Origin of the sequence: Streptomyces gardneri, assembly GCF_006539185.1 — a bacterium.
GTDB lineage: Bacteria > Actinomycetota > Actinomycetes > Streptomycetales > Streptomycetaceae > Streptomyces > Streptomyces gardneri.
On the sequence record NZ_BJMN01000001.1, the window covers coordinates 1 to 21625 of the forward strand.

19 protein-coding genes and 4 pseudogenes are annotated in these 21625 nt (G+C 70.5%); 16 read left to right on the forward strand and 7 right to left on the reverse strand.

Going from position 1 to position 21625, the window contains the following annotated elements:
* Positions 1 to 35 precede the first annotated feature (35 nt).
* Positions 36 to 536: pseudogene (locus SGA01_RS00005) on the reverse strand (GNAT family N-acetyltransferase).
* A gap of 264 nt (positions 537 to 800) precedes the next feature.
* On the opposite strand from SGA01_RS00005, the gene SGA01_RS00010 reads away from it, so the two are divergent.
* The 3 genes from SGA01_RS00010 (at position 801) to SGA01_RS00020 (ending at position 4364) form a co-directional block, all read left to right on the forward strand.
* The gene (locus tag SGA01_RS00010; RefSeq protein ID WP_141292346.1) at positions 801 to 2003 is read left to right on the forward strand and encodes an NAD(P)/FAD-dependent oxidoreductase; all 1203 of its coding nucleotides are present in this window, start codon (positions 801 to 803) and stop codon (positions 2001 to 2003) included.
* Between the two features lie 226 nt (positions 2004 to 2229).
* Positions 2230 to 3276: a hypothetical protein gene (locus tag SGA01_RS00015; RefSeq protein ID WP_141292232.1), complete on the forward strand. Its 1047-nt coding sequence runs from the start codon at positions 2230 to 2232 to the stop codon at positions 3274 to 3276.
* Between the two features lie 131 nt (positions 3277 to 3407).
* Positions 3408 to 4364: a sigma-70 family RNA polymerase sigma factor gene (locus SGA01_RS00020; protein WP_174867182.1), complete on the forward strand. Its 957-nt coding sequence runs from the start codon at positions 3408 to 3410 to the stop codon at positions 4362 to 4364.
* Between the two features lie 672 nt (positions 4365 to 5036).
* Here the strand turns inward: SGA01_RS00020 and SGA01_RS00025 are convergent.
* Positions 5037 to 5597, reverse strand: coding sequence for a TetR/AcrR family transcriptional regulator (locus SGA01_RS00025; RefSeq protein ID WP_141292234.1), 561 nt, complete (start codon positions 5595 to 5597; stop codon positions 5037 to 5039).
* A gap of 117 nt (positions 5598 to 5714) precedes the next feature.
* Between SGA01_RS00025 and SGA01_RS00030 the strand changes: the two genes are divergently transcribed.
* From SGA01_RS00030 to SGA01_RS00060, 8 genes and pseudogenes are all read left to right on the forward strand, one after another.
* Complete coding sequence (locus SGA01_RS00030; protein ID WP_141292235.1) at positions 5715 to 6407, forward strand: SDR family oxidoreductase; 693 nt, start codon at positions 5715 to 5717, stop codon at positions 6405 to 6407.
* A 57-nt stretch (positions 6408 to 6464) separates the two neighbouring features.
* Positions 6465 to 7520 carry an aldo/keto reductase gene (locus SGA01_RS00035; RefSeq protein ID WP_141292236.1) on the forward strand — a complete coding sequence of 352 codons (1056 nt, stop codon included), beginning with the start codon at positions 6465 to 6467 and terminating at the stop codon, positions 7518 to 7520.
* 137 nt (positions 7521 to 7657) lie between these two features.
* On the forward strand, positions 7658 to 8662 hold the full coding sequence (locus SGA01_RS00040; RefSeq protein ID WP_141292237.1) for an NADP-dependent oxidoreductase: 1005 nt from the start codon (positions 7658 to 7660) through the stop codon (positions 8660 to 8662).
* Positions 8663 to 8765: 103 nt separating this feature from the next.
* On the forward strand, positions 8766 to 9635 hold the full coding sequence (locus SGA01_RS00045; RefSeq protein ID WP_141292238.1) for an alpha/beta fold hydrolase: 870 nt from the start codon (positions 8766 to 8768) through the stop codon (positions 9633 to 9635).
* Positions 9636 to 10116: 481 nt separating this feature from the next.
* A pseudogene (locus SGA01_RS00050) lies at positions 10117 to 10766 on the forward strand (HAD-IA family hydrolase).
* Between the two features lie 88 nt (positions 10767 to 10854).
* Positions 10855 to 11475: a helix-turn-helix domain-containing protein gene (locus tag SGA01_RS00055; RefSeq protein WP_229918611.1), complete on the forward strand. Its 621-nt coding sequence runs from the start codon at positions 10855 to 10857 to the stop codon at positions 11473 to 11475.
* Positions 11472 to 11830 (forward strand): annotated as a pseudogene (locus SGA01_RS41645) (M4 family metallopeptidase); the annotation flags it as partial. The gene SGA01_RS00055 and the pseudogene SGA01_RS41645, both read left to right, overlap by 4 nt.
* A 99-nt stretch (positions 11831 to 11929) precedes the next feature.
* Entirely contained in the window at positions 11930 to 13384 is a 1455-nt protein-coding gene (locus SGA01_RS00060; RefSeq protein WP_255325127.1) for a M4 family metallopeptidase, read from the forward strand.
* Positions 13385 to 13494: 110 nt separating this feature from the next.
* Here SGA01_RS00060 and SGA01_RS00065 read toward each other — a convergent pair.
* Together SGA01_RS00065 and SGA01_RS00070 are read right to left on the reverse strand one after the other, a co-directional pair.
* Positions 13495 to 13949 (reverse strand): annotated as a pseudogene (locus tag SGA01_RS00065) (AMP-binding enzyme); the annotation flags it as partial.
* Between the two features lie 350 nt (positions 13950 to 14299).
* The gene (locus SGA01_RS00070; RefSeq protein ID WP_141292239.1) at positions 14300 to 15667 is read right to left on the reverse strand and encodes a pyridoxal phosphate-dependent decarboxylase family protein; all 1368 of its coding nucleotides are present in this window, start codon (positions 15665 to 15667) and stop codon (positions 14300 to 14302) included.
* 213 nt (positions 15668 to 15880) lie between these two features.
* Here SGA01_RS00070 and SGA01_RS00075 point away from each other — a divergent pair, with 213 nt between their 5' ends.
* The gene (locus SGA01_RS00075) at positions 15881 to 16966 is read left to right on the forward strand and encodes a Rieske 2Fe-2S domain-containing protein (RefSeq protein ID WP_141292240.1); all 1086 of its coding nucleotides are present in this window, start codon (positions 15881 to 15883) and stop codon (positions 16964 to 16966) included.
* Between the two features lie 37 nt (positions 16967 to 17003).
* Here SGA01_RS00075 and SGA01_RS00080 read toward each other — a convergent pair whose 3' ends face one another.
* Positions 17004 to 17924, reverse strand: coding sequence for a LysR family transcriptional regulator (locus SGA01_RS00080; protein ID WP_141292241.1), 921 nt, complete (start codon positions 17922 to 17924; stop codon positions 17004 to 17006).
* Positions 17925 to 18033: 109 nt separating this feature from the next.
* Here SGA01_RS00080 and SGA01_RS00085 point away from each other — a divergent pair, with 109 nt between their 5' ends.
* From SGA01_RS00085 to SGA01_RS00100, 4 genes are all read left to right on the forward strand, one after another.
* Positions 18034 to 18390 (forward strand): DoxX family protein, encoded by a 357-nt coding sequence (locus tag SGA01_RS00085; protein WP_167533960.1) that lies wholly within the window; start codon positions 18034 to 18036, stop codon positions 18388 to 18390.
* A gap of 178 nt (positions 18391 to 18568) precedes the next feature.
* Positions 18569 to 19006 carry a hypothetical protein gene (locus SGA01_RS00090; RefSeq protein WP_141292243.1) on the forward strand — a complete coding sequence of 146 codons (438 nt, stop codon included), beginning with the start codon at positions 18569 to 18571 and terminating at the stop codon, positions 19004 to 19006.
* Entirely contained in the window at positions 18931 to 19617 is a 687-nt protein-coding gene (locus tag SGA01_RS00095) for a sulfatase-like hydrolase/transferase (RefSeq protein ID WP_141292244.1), read from the forward strand. The genes SGA01_RS00090 and SGA01_RS00095 overlap by 76 nt, the downstream gene beginning before the upstream one ends.
* A gap of 24 nt (positions 19618 to 19641) precedes the next feature.
* Positions 19642 to 19842 carry a hypothetical protein gene (locus SGA01_RS00100; RefSeq protein WP_141292245.1) on the forward strand — a complete coding sequence of 67 codons (201 nt, stop codon included), beginning with the start codon at positions 19642 to 19644 and terminating at the stop codon, positions 19840 to 19842.
* 54 nt (positions 19843 to 19896) lie between these two features.
* On the opposite strand, the gene SGA01_RS00105 is transcribed toward SGA01_RS00100, so the two are convergent.
* Positions 19897 to 20556: a DUF4389 domain-containing protein gene (locus SGA01_RS00105; RefSeq protein WP_141292246.1), complete on the reverse strand. Its 660-nt coding sequence runs from the start codon at positions 20554 to 20556 to the stop codon at positions 19897 to 19899.
* 93 nt (positions 20557 to 20649) lie between these two features.
* A complete protein-coding gene (locus SGA01_RS00110) occupies positions 20650 to 21561 on the reverse strand; it encodes a potassium channel family protein (protein ID WP_141292247.1) in 912 nt (303 codons plus the stop codon).
* Between the last annotated feature and the right edge of the window lie 64 nt (positions 21562 to 21625).

Genomic DNA, 21625 nt, shown 5'->3' on the forward strand with positions numbered 1-21625 from the left:
GCGCTCCAGCGTCGGTTCGGGTCATGCGGGGGCCGTCACATCGGGAGGGAGAAGAGTCGCACAGGCTCCGCAGGCCAGTGCGCATCGTCGCGCAGGGGCGTCACCATGGTCCGCAGCGGCATGGTCACCAAGCGGGTCTCGGGTTGTCCGACGAGTACATGCTGGTCGAGCGGATGCCACCCGAGGCGTTGGTACAGCGGCACGAGGGGAGGCCGGCAGAACAGGAGCGCATGGTGAGGACCCATCGTGCGCGCGTGGTCGAGTGCCGCTGCGACGACGAGCCGAGCCAGACCATGACCTCGCACGTCGGGTGCGACGGCCACTCCGCCGACGCCCACCACCTCCGTCTCGGCGGCACCGATCGCGACAGGCAGCCGTAGCAGGCCGGCGTGGGCCACAAGCCGCTCGCCGTACCTGACACCGAAGTGCTCTTCCTTGGGCAGTCAGGTAAGGCCGGCCGCGGCAACACCGAAGGGATCGGCGCCGCCGCCGAGAATCTCGTCCCCGTCCGCTTTCGTGTACCGGGGGAGCCGCACTACGGCCGGTGCGGCAGGGATGGGTTCTCAGGCATCCCCACCTGATGATCTCTCCTCCGCGGAGTGGCCAAGCGTTCGGCAGTTGCTCGTACGTGCCCGCCGTCACTCGCCACCGTCTACCCGCTGACGGCCCGGGCCGACATTGCGGTCGCTCGAACCACTCAAAAATGGATGTGACCCACGTCACATTCAGCACCTGTCAGGAATCGGGGCGCTGTCCCGCTCAAGTCACCGAGAGCCAAGCGAACCGACAGGAGCAACACCATGAAGCACCGCATCGTCGTCCTCGGCGCCGGCTACGCCGGAGCCTACGCGGCCGGGACCCTGGCGCGTCGACTGTCCCCGGAGGGCACCGAGGTCACCGTGGTCAACGCCGAGCCGGACTTCGTCCAGCGCCTGCGGCTGCACCAGCTCGCGGCAGGCCAGGAGATCGACGCTCCCCAGCTCACCGACGTCTTCGCCGGCACGGGGATACGGCTGCGCCTGGCCCGTGTCACGGCCGTCGACCCCGAGCGCCAGGTCGTCGCTGTGGCCGACGCCGACGGCGGCGGCGAACTCGGTTACGACACGCTTGTCTACGCGCTCGGCAGCCACGGTGACGACCGCGGCGTCCCCGGCGTGGCCGAGCACGCTTTCGACGTCGCCGCCCGGCCCTCCGCGCTGCGCCTGCGTGAGCGTCTGGACAGCCTGGAGAAGCGGGGCGAAGGCGTGAATGTACTGGTCGTCGGCGACGGGCTGACCGGCATCGAGACCGCCACCGAGATCGCTGAATCCCGGTCCGGCCTGTCGGTGGCGCTGGTCGCCCGCGGTGAGCTGGGCGCCCCGCTCTCTGCCGGAGCCCGCGGCCACCTGCGCCAGGTCTGCGACCGGCTGGGCGTCACCGTCCTGGAGCACACCAGCGTCGAATCCGTCGAAGCGACGCGGGTGCTGTGCGCCGACGGCACTGCCCTGGCGGCCGACGCGACCGTGTGGACGGCCGGGTTCGCGGTCAGCTCCATCGCCGCGGCCGGCGGGCTCGAGGTCACCGAGAACGGGCGGATCGTGGTCGATCGCACCATGCGGTCGGTCTCGCACCCGAACGTCTACGCCGTCGGCGACAGCGGCTACGTCATCGGCGACAACGGTCGGCCGCTGCCGATGTCCTGCGCCTCGGCCGGCTACACCGGCCGGCAGGCGGTGGACGCGATCGTCGGACGTCTGACCGGCGGCAAGATCGCGAACACCAAACTGGAGTACCCGGGCAACCACATCAGCCTCGGGCGGCAGGACGGCATCCTGCAGATGGTCGACGACGAAGGACAGGCGAAGCCGAAGTACATGGGCGGCCGGAAGGCCGCCCGGATCAAGGCGGGCATCGTCAGGATGTCGCTGTGGGCCACCTCGCACCCGACCTTCGGCCTGCCCAAGCGCAAGCACCACCTGGCCACCGCGCCGAAGACATCCGCCGCCGAGAAGGCGGTCGCGTAGCCGCCAGGCCGCGCTGCACGATCTTGAGCCACTCGACGCCGTGATCACCGGTGAATCCGCCGTGGCAACCGGCAGACGGCCCTCAACCCCCGCCTGTCCTGGCAGTCCGTGTCGAGAAGCCCGCATCAGCGCTTCCGCTACGTCTGCAATCCGGCAAGAACTGACCCGCGTCGCGGCCGGAAACCCGCTCACCCGGCGATGAACTCCCTCCTCTGAAGGAGAAGACATGTCCACCCAGGCCGCGCCCCCAGTCAGCGCGTCGCCCTACCCCTGGCCGGCCGTCGCCAAGGCAGTCGCCTTGCTCACGGTGAGCATCAGCCTGCTGCTCACCGCCTTCGCCTGGCCGTCGGTACGTTCATCGGTGCATGACGTGCCGATCGCCGTCGCCGGGCCCGCCCTCGCCGTCCAGCAGGTCACGCCCGTACTCGACCAACGGCTTCCCGACGGCTTCGAGGTCGTCGAGGTCGCCGACACCGCCGCCGCCGAACGGCTGATTCGCGACCGTGAGGTGTACGGGGCGATCGACCTCAGCTCCGGCACCCCCCAGGTCATCACCGCGTCCGCCGGAAGCGCCGCCGTCGCCCAGACCCTGAACGGCATCGCGGCCGGCCTCGGCCAGGCGCCGGGAACCGTCGCCGCGGTCGCCGCCCGCGACCTCGTCCCGCTGCCGGCCGACGACCCGCGCGGCGCCGGACTGGCCGCCGGGGCCCTGCCGTTGGTCATGGGCGGCCTGCTCGCCGCCCTGCTGTTGACCAGGCTCGTCCGCGGCGGAGTCCGCCGCGTCACCGGAGCGCTCGCTTTCGCCGTCACCGGCGGACTTGCCGTGGCGGCGATCCTGCAGTTCTGGTTCGGCTCGATGGACGGCTCGTACGCCGCCAACACCGGGGCTATCGCCCTGACTGTCGCGGCCATCGCCCTGACCATCCTCGGTCTCGAGTCGCTGCTCGGGTACGTCGGCTTCGGCCTCGGCGCCGCCATCATGATGCTCATCGGCAACCCCCTGTCGGGCACCGCGACCGCACCCGAGATGCTGCCCGGCTGGTCCGGCGCCCTCGGCCAACTGCTACCCCCTGGGGCCGGTGGTCAACTGCTGCGCTCCACCGCGTTCTTCGACGGTCACGGTGCCACGCACTCCGCCACCGTCCTGGCGACGTGGCTCACGCTCGGTACGGTGCTGTGCCTGGCCGGCAACCTGCGCCGACGCCCTACCGCCACCACCGAAGGCACGGTCGAAGGAACGGCCGCACAGCCGGCCACGCGTGCGACGGTCTGACCCCCGCACCCGACGACCCTCGCGGCGCGACCGCCCTCTCTCCCCCCCACCGACTTGGCGCGCAACACCCCACCTCCACAGGGCAAACGCCCTGAGGCGAGCCTTCCGCCACACCACATAGGGTGGTCCGCATGGACAGCACCGCCATTGATCGCTTCGACACCAGCCGGTTCGAGGCGAGCCGGAACCGGCTGGCCTCGTTGGCGTACCGGCTGCTGGGTTCCGCCACCGACGCCGAAGACGCGGTGCAGGACGCGTTCCTGCACTGGCAGGCCGCGGACCGGCAGCGGATCAAGGTGCCGGAGGCATGGCTGACCAAGGTCGTCACCAACCTGTGCCTGGACCGGCTCCGCTCGGCACAGGCCCGCCGCGAACGCACCGCAGGCGCCTGGATGCCCGAACCGCTCCTCGACGGCGATGCGTTGCTCGGCCCGGCCGACACGTTCGAGCAGCGCGAATCGGTCTCCCTGGCCCTGCTGACGCTCATGGAGCGCCTGTCCCCCTTCGAGCGGGCCGTCTACGTCCTGCGCGAAGCGTTCTCCTACGGTCACGCCGAGATCGCCGAGATCCTCGACATCACCGAATCCGCAAGCCAGCAGCATCTCCACCGGGCACGGCGCCGCATCACCGCCGCGCGCCGCGGCGACAGCGAGGTCGACCCGGCATCCGCCCGCAGGATCGTCGAGGAGTTCCTCGCCGCCGCCGCCTCGGGGCGCACCGAACGGCTGGTGGCGCTGCTCACCGACGACGCGACCGCGATCTCGGACGGCGCAGGCGGCACGGCCGAGAAGCTGCTGCGGTTTGACACCCCGCAGCGCATCGCCGCTGTCGTACGGGCCGGCTTCAAGCCCACAGCGGCGAAGCGGCGACTGGCCGGTGGCACACCGGCCATCCACTACGCGGTCGTCAACGGCGCCCCCGCCATCCTGTTCGTCCTCGTCGACCAGGTCATCGGCGCCGTGACGTTCGACATCGCGGGCGGCAGGATCGCGACCGTGCGCGGCATCGCCGCCCCCGCCCGCCTCGTCCGCCTCACCGAAGCCTGGCGGGAGCACGGAGCGGACACGCCGCTCGTCGCCCAGTGGTGACCCGCCGCCGACCGTGCGGCCGGCGGCGGCACCCGGCGTTGCGAATCAATCCCAACAAGCTCGGCCTGGCTCGAAGCGCAGGAAGTAGGAATCGGCAGGGCGTGAGCCCGTGGCCGTCTGGTCGAGTGCAGTGGACACCCAGCGGGTCTCCCAATAGAGGTCGATGCTGCACCGTGACCGTGTGCATGAAACAGGGCCAGGAAGGCGAAATGCGGCTCACACGGTCGGTCAGGATTCGAGCCGGTGCATCCGCTTCGACGTGATGCTTCCAGGACGATGTGGCGTGCTGCGCCCGGACACGGCGCTTGTGCGTGAGGGGGGGCTGGAGGGTCGTGGTGTGTGTGGCACGGGGATGTGCGTTGCCCTGAGTGGGTGCGAGCGGCCTTGTTCGTGGGAGCCCGGTCGGCTGGAGTGGCCGGTGGATCGGGCCGGTGGTGCAGGACAGGGGCAGACTGCTGGCGGAGTTCGAATGGGCGATGATCTCCGCGGTGATGGACACGGCGGTCTCCTGGGGGTGCGGGCGCCCAGGTCGTCTGGCGGTAGTGCCGGCGCAGGGCTGCTGGAGCCGTGTCTGAGATCTCGTCCGAGATGTACCCGACTGGCCCTCCGTCGTGCCGCGGACGCTACGTCGCCCACGAGTGCGGCCGACGTGCGCCCGCTCCGCGCCCCTGATCAGCCGGTTTCCGTCAAGGCTGCGTGCGCGGCGGCAAGGATCTCCTCCGAGAGCGGGGAGCCCTTGGTGGCCCGGGACAGGGCCAGCGCACCGAACAGGGTGCAGAGGCGGACGAGGCCGTCCAGGTCGTCACCGCCGAGGAAGTCGGCGAAGTCGGCCACCCCCTCGGTGTAGACGCGACGGGCCTCACGACCCCCGCCTTCGCGCGCGATGTCGGTAGCCAGCGCGGCGACCGGGCAGCCGTCCGCCGGGTCGTCGCGGTGTTCGACGGAGAGGTAGGCCTCGATCAGCGCCCGCTGGGCGGCCTCGCGCTGCCCTTCGTTCTGCTCGAGCCCGGCGGTATGGGTCCGAGCGAGCTCGTCGAAGGCGTGGGCGGTGGCCTCGTCGACGAGCGCCTCCTTGGAGGCGAACTGCTTGTAGAAGGCGCCGTGGGTCAGGCCGGCCGCCTTCATCAGGTCGGCGACGCTCACCTGCGTGCCCTGCTCCCGGAACAGCCGCGAGGCGGTGTCCACCACCCGCCTGCGGTTCTCCTCCGCCTGCGCCTGCGATACGCGGCCCATGATCACCCTCCCGCTTGGATGTCGACTGGCATCTATCGTAGTCGCGTGTTTAGATTGGGTACATAATCTAAACCGTGCGGGTAGACCGACGACACCCGCCGAAGACGAGGAGCAGGCATGGAACTGAACAACGCGGTCGCGGTCGTCACCGGAGCCAACCGGGGCCTCGGACGACACCTGGCCGCCCAGCTCGCGGAGCGCGGCGTGAAGGTGTACGCAGCGGCCCGCCGTCCCGAGACGGTCGACGTGCCGGGCGTGATCCCGCTGCGGCTCGACGTGACAGACGAGGCGTCGATACGTGAGGCCGCCCGCATCGCGTCGGACGCGACCCTGCTGATCAACAACGCGGGCATCTCCACCGGCGCGACGCTGATCGGAAGCGACACCGACGAGGTGCGCCGGGAGATGGAGACCAACTTCTTCGGCCCGCTCGCCGCGACCCGCGCCTTCGCCCCCGTCATCGAGGGCAACGGCGGCGGCGCCGTGCTCAACGTCCTGTCCGCCCTGTCCTGGTTCCACCCGGCCGGCCTCGGCTCCTACGCCGCATCCAAGGCCGCCGCCTGGGCGCTGACCGGTGCGACCCGCGACGAGCTGGCGCCTCGCGGCATCGCCGTCTCGGCTCTGCACGTCGGCTACATGGACACCGACATGGCCGCCGACATCCCCGCCGACCAGAAGGTCGCCGCCTCCGACGTCGCGGCCCAGGCCCTGCACGGCATCGAGACGGGCCTGCCCGAGATCCTCGCCGACGAGACCAGCCGGTACGTCAAGCAGAGCCTGGCCGCCACGCCGCAGTCGAGCGCCGCCTGAGGCGCCCCGGGCCCGGGCCTCCGACCTTCCTGATCCCGCACGAGGCAAGGACACCTGATGCGTTGCACGACCTTCGGACACCGGACCGGACTGTGCGTGTCCGAGTACGCGCTCGGCACGGCGAACTTCGGCACCGGCTGGGGCGCCGGCGCCGAGCCGGAAGAGGCGCGCCGCATGTTCGACCGGTTTGCCGAGGCGGGCGGCACCTTCCTCGACAGCGCGGACGCCTACCAGTTCGGGGAGTCGGAGGAGCTGACCGGCAAGCTGATCTCCGCCGACCGCGATCACTTCGTCCTGGCCACCAAGTTCTCCCTCGGGGCCGCGCCACAGCCGGGCTTCTCCAGGACGGGCAACAGTCGCAAGAACATGGTCGCCTCGGTGGAGGCCAGCCTGAAGCGCCTGGGTACCGACTACATCGACCTGCTGTGGGTGCACTTCCCCGACGAGCTCACTCCGATGGAGGAGCTCCTGCGCGGACTCGACGACCTGGTGAGCGCCGGCAAGATCCACCACGCCGCGCTGTCCCACTTCCCCGCCTGGCGCGTCTCGCGCGCGGTGACCCTCGCGGACCTGAGGAACTGGGCCCCGATCGTGGGCATCCAGCACGAGTACAGCCTCGTCGAGCGCACGGCCGACCGCGAACTGCTGCCCATGGCCGAGAGCCTCGGGCTCGGCGCCGCCCTGTGGTCTCCGCTTGGGGGCGGACTGCTCACCGGCAAGTACCGCGGCTCCGCCGAGGGGCGCCTGACCGACCTGGGGGCGGTCATCCACACCGAGAGCACCGACCAGAAGAGCGCCGTCGTCGACACCGTCCTGGCCATCGCCCAGGAGACCGGCGTGACGCCCGCCCAGGTGGCGGTCGCCTGGGTGCGCGAGCGCGCCGCCCGCTCGGTGGCCACGCTGGTCCCGATCATCGGCCCGCGCAACCTCGCCCAGCTCGACACCTACCTCGGAGCCCTTGACGTCCGGCTGACCGACGAGCAGTACACCCGCCTGGCCGAGGTCAGCGCGGTGCCGCTTGGCGCGCCCCACGAGGGGATCGCCGCCACCTTGAATCACCTCCAGGGAGGCGCCACCGACCGCGTCGCCGCCCCGGCCGTGCCGGTGGCCTGAAGGACGGACCCGGCCGAGTGAGCGGTACCCCCGCGCCGCACCCAAGAAAACGACACAAACTGTCTCGTACTGGGAGAAGCCCGGGACGAACGAAGACCCCGCCGCTCCCACGGACGGGAATAGGAACGGAGACGACGATGAAGGCCTTCCTGGTCGAGAAGTACGGCGGCCCGGCCGGGATGCGTGCCGCCGAGGTACCCGACCCGCGGGTGGGCGCCGAGGACGTCCTGGTCGAGATCCGGGCGGCGAGCGTCAACCCGCTGGACATCAAGCTCCGCGACGGGGCCTTCAAGGCGTTCATGTCCTACCGTCTCCCGCTCGTCCTGGGCAACGACCTCGCCGGGAAGGTCGTCCGGGTCGGTCCGTCCGTCACCCGCTTCGCGGTGGGCGACGAGGTCTACGCCCGGCCCGACAAGGACCGCATCGGCACCTTCGCCGAACGCCTCGCCGTCCACCAGGACGACCTGGCCCCGAAGCCGGACGGCCTCACGATGACCGAGGCCGCCTCCCTCCCCCTGGTCGCCCTCACCGCATGGCAGGCACTGGTCGAGCGGGCACGCGTACGGCCGGGCCAGAAGGTCCTCATCCACGCGGGCGCCGGCGGCCTCGGCTCCGTCGCCGTCCAGCTGGCCAAGGCGCTGGGCGCGCACGTGACCACCACCGTGAGCACCGCCAAGGCCGACCTGGTCAGGGAACTCGGCGCGGACGAAGTCATCGACTACCGCACCCAGGACTTCGAGACCGTCCTCGACGGTTACGACGTCGTCCTGGACAGCCTCGGCGGCGAGAACCTCGCCAAATCCCTGCGGATCCTCAAGCCCGGCGGAATGGCCATCAGCGTCGCGGGCCCGCCCGACGCCGCCTTCGCCCGCGAACTCGGCGCGAACCCGATCCTCCGCCTGGCCATGGGCGCGCTGAGCTTCAGGACCCGGCGCAGCGCCAAGCGTCAGGGCGTGACGTACTCGTTCCTATTCATGAAGGCCAGTGGCGCCCAGCTGCGCGAACTCACCGCCCTCATCGACGCCGGAATGATCCGCCCCGTCGTCGACTGTGTCTTCCCGTTCGACGAGACCCTGCAGGCGATGGAATACGTAGAGAAGGGACGGGCCAAGGCCGGCAAGGTCGTCGTCGCGATGACGTGAGGGCGGGAACGAACGCCGGGCACCGGCACCGGACGACACGAGAAGCCCCGCACACCCACTCTTCCCCCACGCCCCGCCCCCCGCACTCCCCTAGGACCCGGTCATGAGCGCAGCGTCCAGTTCCCCCACCCCCACCCCGACGTCGTACGCGAACACGCCGACCCGTTCCGTGTCCGTGCGCGGTGTGGACTTCGTCTACCGGGAGCTCGGCCCGGGCGACGGCGTACCGCTGATCCTCCTCAACCACCTGTCCGCGGTTCTGGACAACTGGGACCCCCGCGTCGTCGACGGACTCGCCGCCCGCCGCCGGGTGATCACCTATGACAACCGCGGCGTCGGCGCGTCCGGCGGCTCCACGCCCGACACCATCGAGGCGATGGCCCTCGACACCGTGCTGTTCGTCCGGGCCCTCGGGTACGAGCAGGTCGACCTGCTCGGCCTGTCGATGGGCGGCTTCATCGCCCAGGTCATCGCGGCGCAGGAACCCCAGCTCATACGCAGGGTCATCCTCGCGGGCACGGGCCCCGCCGGAGGCCCCGGCATCGACAAGGTCACCCGGCTCACCGTCAAGGACACCCTCAGAGCCGTCCTGACCCGCAAGGACCCGAAGCAGTACCTCTTCTTCCCCGACACCACTGTCGGCCGGCGGGCGGCCCACGCCTTCCTCGACCGGCTGAAGGAGCGTACAGACGACCGCGACAAGGCCATCTCGATCTCCTCGTTCCGCGCCCAGCTGAAGGCCATCCACCGCTGGGGCCTCCAGGCGCCGGCCGATCTGTCGCGTATCCACCAACCGGTCCTGGTGGCCAACGGGGAGAGCGACCGGATGGTCCCGAGCGAGAACACCCTGGACCTGGCGGCCCGGCTGCCCAAGGGTGAAATCGAACCCCTCTACCCCGGCGCCGGACACGGCGGGATCTTCCAGTACCACGAGGTGTTCGTCCCGCGGGCGCTTGAATTCCTGGAAGCGTAGCCAGCCGTCAGACAGGTCCAGGGCCCCTGCACTGCATCCAGCGAGACCGGCACCAGCAGATCCGTCCACGTATGTCGGTGGAACCACTGATGATCACGGCGCACCGCCGAGGACCCGTGCCCAGGAATCCATGCGAGTCCATGCAAGACCACCTGCGCCAGCGTCTGAATGTCTGAGCCAAGGAACGCCGGCCCCAGCTCGCCCGCGTCCACATACGTCTCCGCTCCGGATTCGCCCACGTGAGGGGCGAGCGGCGGCCAGGACCTGTTTCCCGAATCTGCGGCAAGGCGGCCCTGACGTGCAGAGGGACGTCTCTCCCCACTGCGGAAATCACCCGCCCGTGGAAGCGAGTGATGCCACGCACGACTGACTCGCCCAGGTAGGCGGCAGCTGAGGATCGTCAGGGAGGCTTCGCCCTTCTGCATGGTCAGTGCGCGGTAGCGTCGCCGAGAGGACCTATCAGGGAAGGAACGATCACCGGATGCCGCACAGCACTGATGTCGCCGATAGGCGCGGTCTGATCCTCGATTTTGCCGGTGTGCTCACCGCGAGCCCTATCGCCGTCCACCGTGATTGGTGCGTGTCCGAAGGACTGGCTCCGGGTGCGTGGCGCAGCACTCTCAATGATCACCCTGAGGGGCGGCGTCTGTACGCGGCTCTGGAGATCGGCGAGATCGGGCAGGCCGAGTGGAACGAGGGCACGGCAGCTCTGTTGGGTGCGCATGTGGATCCGGTGAACCTGATGGGGCGGGCCTGGGCCAGGGTGCCGGCGGCCCGCCGGACGCGCTCGCGCGTGCCGCGCGGGAAGCCGGTCACCGGCTCGCTCTGCTGTCCAACAGCTTTGGCCTCGACCCGTTCAATCCTTACGAACACGTCGGCATCTGTGACCTGTTCGACGCGCACGTCATCTCCGAGCTGGTCGGAATGGCCAAGCCCGACCCGGCGATCTACGAACTCGCCCTGGATCGGATCGGGTTGCCGGGCGAGCGGTGCGTCTTCGTGGACGATCACGCGGTGAACCTTCCGCCGGCCGCCGAGCTGGGAATCGCCACCGTCCACGTCACGGATGAAGACACGGCCGTGGCTGAGCTGGAGGCCCTCCTCGGTGTCACGGCGGTGGTCGCCGCGTGAGGCCAACTGCATTCTGATCAAAGGCTGTCGGCCTCGCCGTTTTTGCCAGTACTGTCCGCGTGGGGCCCATCACGCGGGGTTCTGGATCATGCAGTGGTCGGAGTACACCACCTCTGAGCGCTTGAAGGCGCTGCGCGGCGGCATGACGCAGGAGCAGTTAGCGGAGGCCGCCGGCGTGTCCGTCGGCGTCGTCCGCAAGCTCGAACGCGGCGGGACGGCGTCGCTTCCGTCCCTTCTCTCGATTGCCGACTCGCTCGGTACGGACATCGCCGTGCTCCTCGGCCGGCAGGCGCCCCGCAGGTCCGTGGACCGCGACGAGCGGGCCGCGCTGCGCATGGTCTCCGCAGCCACCCACGACGCCGCCATCGGCATCCCCGCCGAAGTCGAGCCGGGCACCGTCGAAGAGCTCCGTGCCGTCGTCCGTCGTGCGGACGATGCCTACTGGGGAGGCCGGTACACCGAGCTCGGCACCCTCCTGGGCCGACTGCTCCCCGAGGCGCGAGCCAGGTTCGACGCCTCGGGCACGGCCGAGCGAGAGGCCGCCGCCGGAGTCCTGATCGACACCTTCCAGACCGCGGGCATGGCCGCCAACGTGCTCGGTTCCCGTGACCTCGCGTATGCGGCTCTGACGTACGGCCGACAGATTGCCGCCCAGGGCGGCGACGACCTGCGTGGACCACCACCGCACCCGGCGCGGCGGACCAGATGATCGACTACAGCAAGCGGCCCGCCTCCAGCCCCTTCAGCGGCGTCCTGCTGTCCACCTACGACGCCCGCGGCCGCGAGGCCTCCGCCGCTTCGGGCCGCTGGCCCAGCGGCATCCAGACCTTCCACTCCGCCACGGCCGACCTGGGCGAGGACTTCACGAACTCGGGAGCCGTCGACGCCCATTGGGGGGCCGGGAAGGTGTACGACTTCTACTTCTCGAAGTTCGGCCGGACGGCCTCGACGGCAAGGCCGGCTTCGTCAACTCCCTCGTCGGCGTGGTCAGCAACGGCCGCCCCTTCAACAACGCCTTCTGGGACGGCGCCAAGATGGTGTACGGCCAGGGTGGCGGCGACTACCGCACCTTCTCCGCCGACACCGACGTCGTCGGCCACGAGATGACCCACGGCGTCATCGAGCACACCGCGAACCTCGTGTACGTCGGCCAGTCCGGCGCCATGAACGAGGCGATCGCCGACTACTTCGGCAACGCCATCGACGTCGAGGCCAACGGCCTCTCCATGGACGACCCCGACACGGCCCTCCTCGGCGAGGACCTGTGCACCACCATGGCGCCCCGCGACTGCGCGCTGCGCGACCTCGACGACGGCGTGACCACCCAGGACGACTTCATCGGCGTCACCTACCGCGGCGACAACGGCGGCGTCCACCTCAACTCCACCATCTTCTCCGGTGCGTTGTGGGAAATCCGGCAGAACCTGGACGACGACTTCGCCGACAAGATCGTCTACCGCGCCCTGTCGGCCTACATGACCCCGCTCGACGGCTTCACCGACGGCCGTGAGGCAGTCCTCGCCGCCGCGCGGGAGCTGGGCGCGACGAAGGGCCAACTGGCGACCGTCAGCGAGGCGTTCGACGACCATGGCGTCGTCGAGGGCTGGGAGCGGAACCTCGGCGTCGACACGAAGACGCTGATGACCGGCGTCAACATCGCCGGCACCGGTGTCGGCGCCGGAAACGGCACGTACGCCGTCTCCCGCTCCAACGCCTCCGGCGAGGAGCCCTACTCGGTGTGGATCGGCCGCACCGACGGCAAGGGAACCCCGGAACTGGTCAGCGGGAACACCGGCAACTACCAGGTGTACGCCGACACCGACGGAGAGACCGTCGTCTGGGCGGAGTACGGTTCCACGTCCATCGCCATCAAGGCCCGCGCGGTCTCCGGCGGCGTGGTCAGGACCGTCGCCCACGCCGGCATCAGCGCCGCCTCCCTCGCGGTCGACGGCGACGACATCGTCTTCACCGACTTCGACCCGCGGTTCGGCCTGGAGCACGTCGTGCACTTCGACATGAAGACGGGCGTCAGGACCGCCGTCGACCAGGGCCGCGCCGACCGTGCCACCGCCCTGCCCTCCGTCCGCGACGGTAAGATCGCCTACGCCAAGGTGTGGTCGCAGCCCGACGGCTACCACCTGGGCGCCGAGGTCTTCGACATCGCGACCGGCACCACCACGCTGATGCCCGGTGACACCACCAAGACGATGGGAATCGGCCAGACAGCGATCACCGACGACGGCGTCTTCTGGCTGCGGGACGCCGACATCACGGACGGCGGCAAGGCCTCCCTGGAGCGGGCCGGCGTCGACGGCTCGAACCCCGTCACCGTCCTGCCCGAGGCCATCGAGGCCCCGGTCTACGGCTACTCCCTGACCGCCTCCGACGACGCCGTCACCCTCACCTCGCTGCCGCCGGCCACGTCCTGGGACAACGCCACCCTGCCCAAGCTGTACCAGGTGGCGCCCGACGGCAAGGGCGGCGTGAAGCGGGTCTCCTGTAACCGCGGCGACCAGGTCTACGCCGCCGCCGACACCGGCAAGCGGGTGGTCTGGCTGGACGGCACCACCGGCTCCACCGACCTGGTGATGCGCGACCGCCCGGCCGGCACCTGCTGATCCGGACCGGCGCCGGCGCGCGGTAGCCCGTAACCGAGAGGAAGGGCCCGGCACTCCCCAGGGGGGTGTCGGGCCGTTCGGTGTGTGCGGTCCTTCGGCGTGCCGGGACGTCAGGGACGGGTGGCCGCGATCTCCCGCTTGAGGATCTTGCCCGTGGCGCCCTTGGGCAGCGCGTCGAGGATCCAGACCACCCGGGGGTACTTGTACGCGGCGACCTGGCCGCGCACGAACTCCCGCAGCTCCGCGGGGGTCGCGTCGGCGCCGGGGCGCAGCGCGACCGCGGCGCCGACCTCCTCGCCGAGCACGTCGTCGGGCAGTCAATCACGGCGGCCTCGGCGACGGCCGGGTGCTCGTACAGGACCTCCTCGATCTCCCGGGGGCAGACGTTGTAGCCGCCGCGGATCACGAGGTCCTTCTTGCGGTCGACGATGGAGTAGTAGCCGTCCTCGTCGACGCGGGCCAGGTCACCCGTGTACAGCCAGCCGTCCTTCACCGTCTCGGCGGTGGCCTCCGGGCGGCCCCAGTACCCCTTCATGACGTTGTGTCCGCGCACGCATTCACCGACCGCTGGCCGAGGCCGATCCGGCCGCCCACGAATCCGACCTTGCCCTGACGCTGGGCATGCTCGTCTCCGTCGAGATCGCCTCAGGGAGGCCCGGCTCACCGGTGGCCGTCGATGCGGCCCAGGGGGCCGTGGAGATCGTCCGGCGGCTGGCCCGGAGCCAGCCCGAGCGGTACGGCCGCCAACTGGAGGCCGCCCTTGTCATGTTGCGGTACCACCCAGGACGGCCACTTCTGACGGCCTGGCCCGGTCCCGGGGCTCGATACCGGCGGGTGTGGCCGGCCGGGGAGTGAAGGGGACGACACCGAGCCCACTGTCGGTGCAGGAGCGTGCGACTGGCGGTTCGGCGGCAGTCAGGCCCCGGCGGCCGCGCGCCGGATCGCGTCGAGGGTGCGCGTCACATCGTCGTCGGTGGTCGACCAGTTGCTCACCGAGATCCTCATGACGCGTCTGCCGTGCCAGGTGGAGCCGCTGATCCACGCGGTGCCGTCGTCGAGCAGCCGGGCGAGTACCCGGTCGGTGCGCCCGTCGCTGCCGAACTCGGCGCAGACCTGCGTGAACGCGACCTCGTTGAGAACCGTCGCGCCGTCGATCTCGGCGATGCCGGCGGCGAACGCGGAGGCGTGGCGGCACAGCCGCTCGACGAGGTCGGAGACGCCTGACCGGCCGAGGCACCTGAGGGCGGCCCACACGGTGAACGCGCGGCCGCGCCGCGAGAGTTCGGGCACCTTGTCGATGGGGTCACCGTGCTCGTGCTGGATGAGGTAGTCGCCACGCTGGCCCATCGCCGCCCGGACCGCGGACGCGTCGCGGACGATCGCGAGTCCGCAGTCGTAGGGGACGTTCAACGTCTTGTGGGCGTCCGTCGCCCAGGAGTCCGCGTCCGCGCAGCCCGCCGTCAGGTGGGCGCAGTGCGGCGAGGCGGCCGCCCACAGTCCGAACGCGCCGTCGACATGGACCCAGGCGTCTGCCTCGCGCGCCGCACGGATGCTCGCGACGAAGGGATCGAACGCGCCGGAGTGGATGTCGCCGGCCTGGAGGATCACGATCGTGGGGCGCTGTCCGCCGGCCGTCAGCGCCCGCTGCAGGGCCTCGGGCTCGATACGTCCTTGATCGTCCGCCGTCACCAGCTCGGGCAGACCGAGCCCGAGGTAGCGCAGGGCCAGGTCGATGGCCATGTGCCGGGACTCGCCGGCGACGACACGCACGGGCGGGCCACCCGTGAGGCCGTCGCGGGCGACGTTCCAGCCGGTGCGCCGCAGTACCGTGTCCCGCCCGGCGGCGAGGCACGTGAAGTTGGCCATCGTCGCACCCGTGGTGAAGCCGACGGAGCTGTCCCTCGGCAGGCCGAGCAGATCGAGCAACCAGGCGCCGGCGATCTCCTCCGCCGCCGCGTACGCGGGGGAGACAGTGCGCATCACACAATTCTGGTCCCAGGCGCTGACCAGCCAGTCGGCGGCCAGCGCGGCCGGCTCGGTGCCGCCCACCACGAACCCGTAGAAGCGGCCGCTGGGGAACGCGGTGAGCCCCGGCTCACAGGCCGTGGCCAGCAGGTCGACGACGTCGGCGGGCGTACCGGGGCCGGCAGGCAGTTCGGCACCGAGCGCGCTCACGATCTCGTCGACCGAAGCGCGGGCGGGAATCCGGCGGTCGGGCAGGCTCGCCAGCCACCGGACAGCATGCTCGTACGCCTGTCGGAGCGCAGCCTCACGCGCGTCCATACCTCGGACTATGCGACGGTCGCCGCCGCCCCGCAACACCTCGGCGATTCGACTCGCCAACCCGGCTCGTCCGAGTGCACGGCGCATTTGACACCGCCTTGCGTGTCTCATTTAGGGTGAAATCCGACATGCGTAAGAAGTGGCGGCCCGGCATCCCCTACGGAGCGCCCGTCTCATGCGTTCAGGCACCGGCCTTCGGGCCTTGGAGGTCAGATGACGGAGGACTCCGGACAACGGCACCCGCAGACCGCCTCGGGAGCGGACCTGCGGCGCGTGGGGATCCACCCGGACTTCTGGTATCCCGTGGCCCGGTCCAAGGACGTCTCCCGCGGGAGGACTTTCGCCGCCGTGTTCGCGGGTGAGCGGATCGCGCTGTACCGGACCGAGAGCGGTGCGGTCTTCGCACTGGAGGACCGTTGCGCTCACCGGCAGGTGCCCCTGAGCATGGGCGTCGTGGAGGGCGAGACGCTCCGCTGTTGTTACCACGCGTGGGCGTATCGGGGGAACGGTCACATCTCGCAGATTCCGTATCTCCCCAAAGGCGTCAGCAGGCCGCCTCGTGGCGTGCGGGCCTTTCCGGTTCGGGAGAGATACGGGTTCGTGTTCGTGTTCCCCGGAGACAGGGAACGGGCGGAGACCACGCCCCTGCCCGAGCTGCCGGAGTTCGCAGCACCGACGCACAAGACCATGACCTTCTCGCGGACTGTGCGCTGCCACTACTCGTTCATGCACGAGAACCTCCTCGACATGAACCATCAGTTCCTGCACCGAGGTGTCCTCGGCAGGATCAAGCCGGAGCTGCTCGGCTATGAGACGGGCTCCCGCTTCGTCGAGGCCCGCTACTTGTTCGTCCCCGGAGGCGGAAAGAAGGACCGGGGTGCCGGCCTGTTGTCGGCCGAGGGGATCGGGGGCAGCACGTCTCCCGACGTCATCACGGTACGGACCGAGTACCCCTATCAGACGCTGCAAGCCGTTCCGGTGAAGGACGACCAGCCCGCTTTCTCCCTCTGGGTGGCTTACGTACCGAAGGATGCCGAACAGCGGATGAACCACACATTCGGTCTCCTCGCGATCGCGCGACCACCGGTCCCGGGCCTCATCGAGCTCGCTTGGCCCTTCATCCGTCGCTTCACCGAGCGGGTGTTCGCCGAGGACAGGATGGCTGTCGAGGCCGAGCAGCGCGCCTGGGACGAGCAGGGTGAGGACCGGAATCACGAGGTCTTCCCGCTCATCCTCCACGTCCGCGACGTGCTGCGCGCCAACGGTGTTCCTCTTGAGGGCCAGGCCGTGACACCTTGAGCAGTGGCTGAGTCACCTCGCCGGCATGCCCCTCCCGTCATGGTGCATCAGTCGGTCCGTCCGGGTCCGGCGGGCGGTGGTCCAGGCAGCAGCGGACGAAGTCCTGGACGACTCGGTCGGTGTCGGCGGCGGGCGGCCAGGCGACGCCGACACTGGTCGGGGCGACGCCGGTGACGGGCCGGTAGACGATGCCGGGGCGCGGGTAGAAGCGGGCGGCGGACGCGGGGGCGAGAGCGATGCCGTAGCCGTTGGCGATGGCGGTGAGCCAGTCGTCCGGGTTCTCGGTGACGGCTCCGATGAGGACGGGCCGGCCCTCGCGGGCGTCGACGGCCAGCCAGTAGTCGCGCCAGGGGCCGGTCTCGGGCGGGGCGGCGACGAAGGGTTCGTCCCACAGTTCGGAGAAGGGGATCTCGGCACGGCCGGCCAGCGGATGGTCGTCGGGCAGGACGGCCCACCGGTCCTCGGTCAGCAGCGTTTCGGTCCGCAGGCCTTCCTGGCCGGGGAAGGGGAGCCGGAGCAGCGCGGCGTCGACGTCCCCGGCGGCGAGTCCGGCGGTGGGGTCCGACCACGGCGCCTGGCGCATGTCCACGCGCCAGCCGGGCCGGCGGGCGGCGAACGCGGCGGTGATCCGCGGGGTGAGTTCGTTGGCGGCGCTCGCGAGGAAGCCGACGCGCAGGACACGGGCGGCGCGCGAGGCAGCGCTCCGGGTCTCGCGGCGCACCCGGTCCCAGTCGGCGAGCAGGCCGGGGACGCCGGCGGCGAGGGCGCGGCCGGGCTCGGTGAGGGTCATACCGGCCCGGGAGCGGGTGAAGAGCCGGACGTCGAGGAGGGTTTCCAGCTGCCGGATCTGTTTGGTGAGCGCCGGCTGGGAGATGAACAGCCCTTGCGCGGCGCGGGTGAGGTTGCCTTCCTGGGCGACGGCGGCGAAGTAGCGGAGCAATCGGGTGTCCACATCCATGCCGTCAGGCTATGGATGCAGGTATTGGACCCGCAACGGTGGGCGCGGGGAGGGTGGTGAGCAGGGCCGAACGCCCTCTCGTCGGGCTTCTTTCGCCATGGAGGTTTCCGTGTTCGCCGTCTATGTCGTCCTCACCGTGCTCACCGCCGCCGTTCTCGCGTACGGCGCGTGTCTGGACTTCGTCCGGCACCCGTCGATCGCCGCGATCGCGGACCGTGTGAGCGTGCCGCGGACGTGGATGGTGCCGTTGGGGGCGTGTCTTGCGGCGGGTTCGGCCGGGCTGTTGGCGGGGTTCGTCGTTCCGTGGATCGGGGCGGCGGCCGGGGTGGGGCTGGTGCTGTACTTCCTCGGGGCGGTCGGCGCACATCTGCGGGTCGGCGACCTTCGGATCGGCGGGGCCCTCGTCTGCCTGGCGCTGTCGGTTGCCGTGCTCGTCCTGGGCATCGCGGTGCACGGGACGGAATAGGCGCAGACTCCCCGTGCGGGCCCTACCCCTCGTCGTCCCTGGCAGGCACCCACCAGGTGCCGATCCGCCTCCCGCCGTTGCGCCGCAGCAGCCCTCACCCGGATGGGTTCACCGTGCGTGCCCCCGCAGGCGCCTCAAGTGTGCGCGCCCTAGATTCGGGCGGAGGTGCACCGATCGTGTGCGCCTCGCCGTCCGTCGCCCCTACGGCTTCAGCGAGTTCAACGACTGGGGCGACATCGACGGCGGAGCGTGGGCAGGGCTGAAGATCGATCCGGTGATCGCCGGTCAGGCGGTGCGGTGGCTGCGCAACCGGGCCCCGGCCGTGGCGGAGGACCAGCCGTGGTTCATGGCCGTCAACTTCGTCAACCCGCACGACATCATGAGCTTCGACTACGGCGGTACCCCGCAGGTCCGGCTTCCGTTCGGGCTCGCTCACGCGGTGGTCGCCAAGAAGGCGGCCGACATCCCCGTCTACCGGAAGCGCTGGGACTTCCCGCTGCCCGCCAGCCTGCGGGACGACCTGTCCGGCGCGGCCCGGCGGTGGCCGAGTACGCGCGGATGCTCGACACCGTCTTCGGGCCCGTGGCCGACGACGAGCATTGGTACGACGGCCTGAACTCCTACCTCAACGCACTGCGTGACGTCGACCGCAGTGTCGAGCTGGTGCTCGACGCGCTCGAAGCCTCCGGCCAGGCGGACCGCACCGTCGTGGTGTTCACCGCAGATCACGGGGAGATGGCCGGCTCCCACGGACTGCGCCAGAAGGGCAACCTCGTCTACGACGAGAACTTCCATGTCCCGTTCATCCTGTCCCATCCCGATGTCCCCGGCGGCACGCGAACCGAGGCCCTCGGTTCGGGGGTGGACCTCGCTCCCACGCTGCTGGAGTGCGCCGGGGTGGCCCCTTCGGAGATCGCGACCCGCTTCCCCGCGCTCGGGGGCAGTTCCCTGGTTCCGGTTCTCGACGGGACAGTCGTGCGCCAAGGAGCCCTCTCCGCGGTCGAGTCGATCGTGACCCTGGATGCTTCGTTCTGGTTCGAGTTCGCCGACTCCGATGCCTCGGCACGCGTCCAGTCCGGTGCCCTGCGACCCGACTGGACCAAGCGCGGCTTCCTGCGCGCCTACACGGACGATCGCTACACGTTCGGCCGCTACTTCTCCCCGCTGAACCCGAACCGTCCGAAGGACCTCGAATCGCTGTTCGCCGACAACGACGTCGTCCTCTAAGACCGCCAGGAGGACCCGGCCGAGGTGAGCAACCTCGCCGCCGACCCCGACCGTCGTGACCTCGTCCTGCACTACTCCGGTCTCCTGGAATCCCTCATCGACGCGGAGATCGGCACGGACACCCGCGCCTGGGTGACCGAGCGCCCCCGGCTGCTCGGCTGGCCGACGTGGCACGGCGACACGGACCAGCCGGCCGCGGCGGGGGCGGCGGCGTCAGGAGGGTAGGGCGCGGTACGGAGGGCGAGACCCCAGGCCACTCCGGCGCGCGGGGCGGCGGAGTCAGCGGACGGTGCCGGAGTGCGGCTCCGTGCCGCCCTGGTCGAGGCGGAAGGGCGGGTAGGCGTCCGTCATGAGGCTCGCGTAGGCGGCGACGCGCAGGACCCAGCGGTTGAGGCCGACGATCAGGGCGAAGAGATCACGCGGGTACTTCTCGGTGAAGGCCACGGCGAAGCCCGCGATGAGCGTGAGCAGGGTGATCAGTCCGCTGCTCCACCATCCTGCGTGCATGCCGCTGGTGAAGAAGGCGATCACGAGGTACTGGGGGATGGCGAGCAGCCACCACTTGACCAGGACCAGCGAGCGGGAGAGCCGCTCCGGGTAGGCGATGTCGAGCCGGGCCGGGTAGTCGGGTTCGGGGCCCAGGCTGAAGGGCGGGTAGCGGTCGGTGCCGAGTGCGCCGTACGAGTAGTACGAGACGCGCCAGGACCAGCGGAGCACGCCCAGGTTGAAGTCGAACAGACCCCGTGGGAAGCGCTCGGTGAAGAGGATGGCGAAGAACGCGATGACCGTCACCACGAAGAAGGCGATCCACAAGAAGATCAACACGAACCAGTGCGGGATCACCAGGATCCACTTGACCAGCCACAGCCAGCGCGACAGCCGGCCGTCGAGTTCGGCCGTCACCGCCACGGGAGCGTACGGGGCGCTCGGGGTGTCCATGATCGTCACTTCCTCGTCAGGTCGTCGTCTTCGCTGACGCTGCGGTGCCTCATCGCTCGCGCCTTTTCGCGCGTTCGACAGGCGGCCCCCCTCTCAGGATGGCCCGCTTCCGCCGCCTTCGGGAGGTCGGCCCGGCGCCTGGGGTTGACCGTGGTCGTCGGCGTAGGCCGCGAAGACCCGATCGGGTCCCCCTCCCGTGCGCAGAAAGCGCTCGTCGAGCACGGTGGCCAGGTCCTCCAGCGCCCTGCGCAGTACCGACGCGGAGAGCCGGACGTCCGGGTGACGTGCTGCGGTGGCCTGGTCCGCGAGGCCGACGGCGTAGCCGAGCTGCCCGGGCAGGGACGTGTTCTCGTCCCCGTCGTGGAAGTAGTACGACTCGGCGTACTGCAGGAAGTCGACCGTGATCGTGGAAAGTGCCGAGGTGAGGCCGTCGAGGAGCGCCGCACCCCCGTCGGAGTCGAGCGCCTCGGCGGTGGCCCGGCTGCGGCGTACGTGGGACAGCCGCAGGGCCAGCGCTCTGCGGCGGGCGAGCGCGGGGTAGATGCCGAGGAGCCAGGCGACGGTCGCCGACAGCAGCACGAAGCCCACCAGGGCTTCCATCGGGGCGAGCACCCGCAGCCATCCCGAGGTCGGGGCGATGTCGCCGAGCCCGAGCGTGGCAAGGGTGACCAGGGAGATGTACAGGGCGTCGAGCGGGCCGGCGTGTTCGGACGGGACGAGCCCCGCCGCGTACGAGAAGTCCTCCGGCATGTGGGGCCAGTAGATGAGCCCCCAGCCCACGGCCACGGTCAGTGCCCACGCGGCGACGACCGTCACCATGCCGAGCGGGCCCGCGAGACCGGCCGGCCTCCTCCGCGTGCCGAGGCGAGCGGACAGCCACCAGAGGGACACCATCACGAGCCGGCTCAGACCGCCGTGACGAGTCGGGTGCCAGAGCGTGTGGAACACGTCCCGGAGGATGAACAGCACCAGGACAGCGCCCAGGGGCGTCGCGAACCACGTCATCCCGGCACCTTCCCCCACGAGCGGCGTCGGAGTCCCGGCTCACGGCGTCGATCTCAGCCCCGTG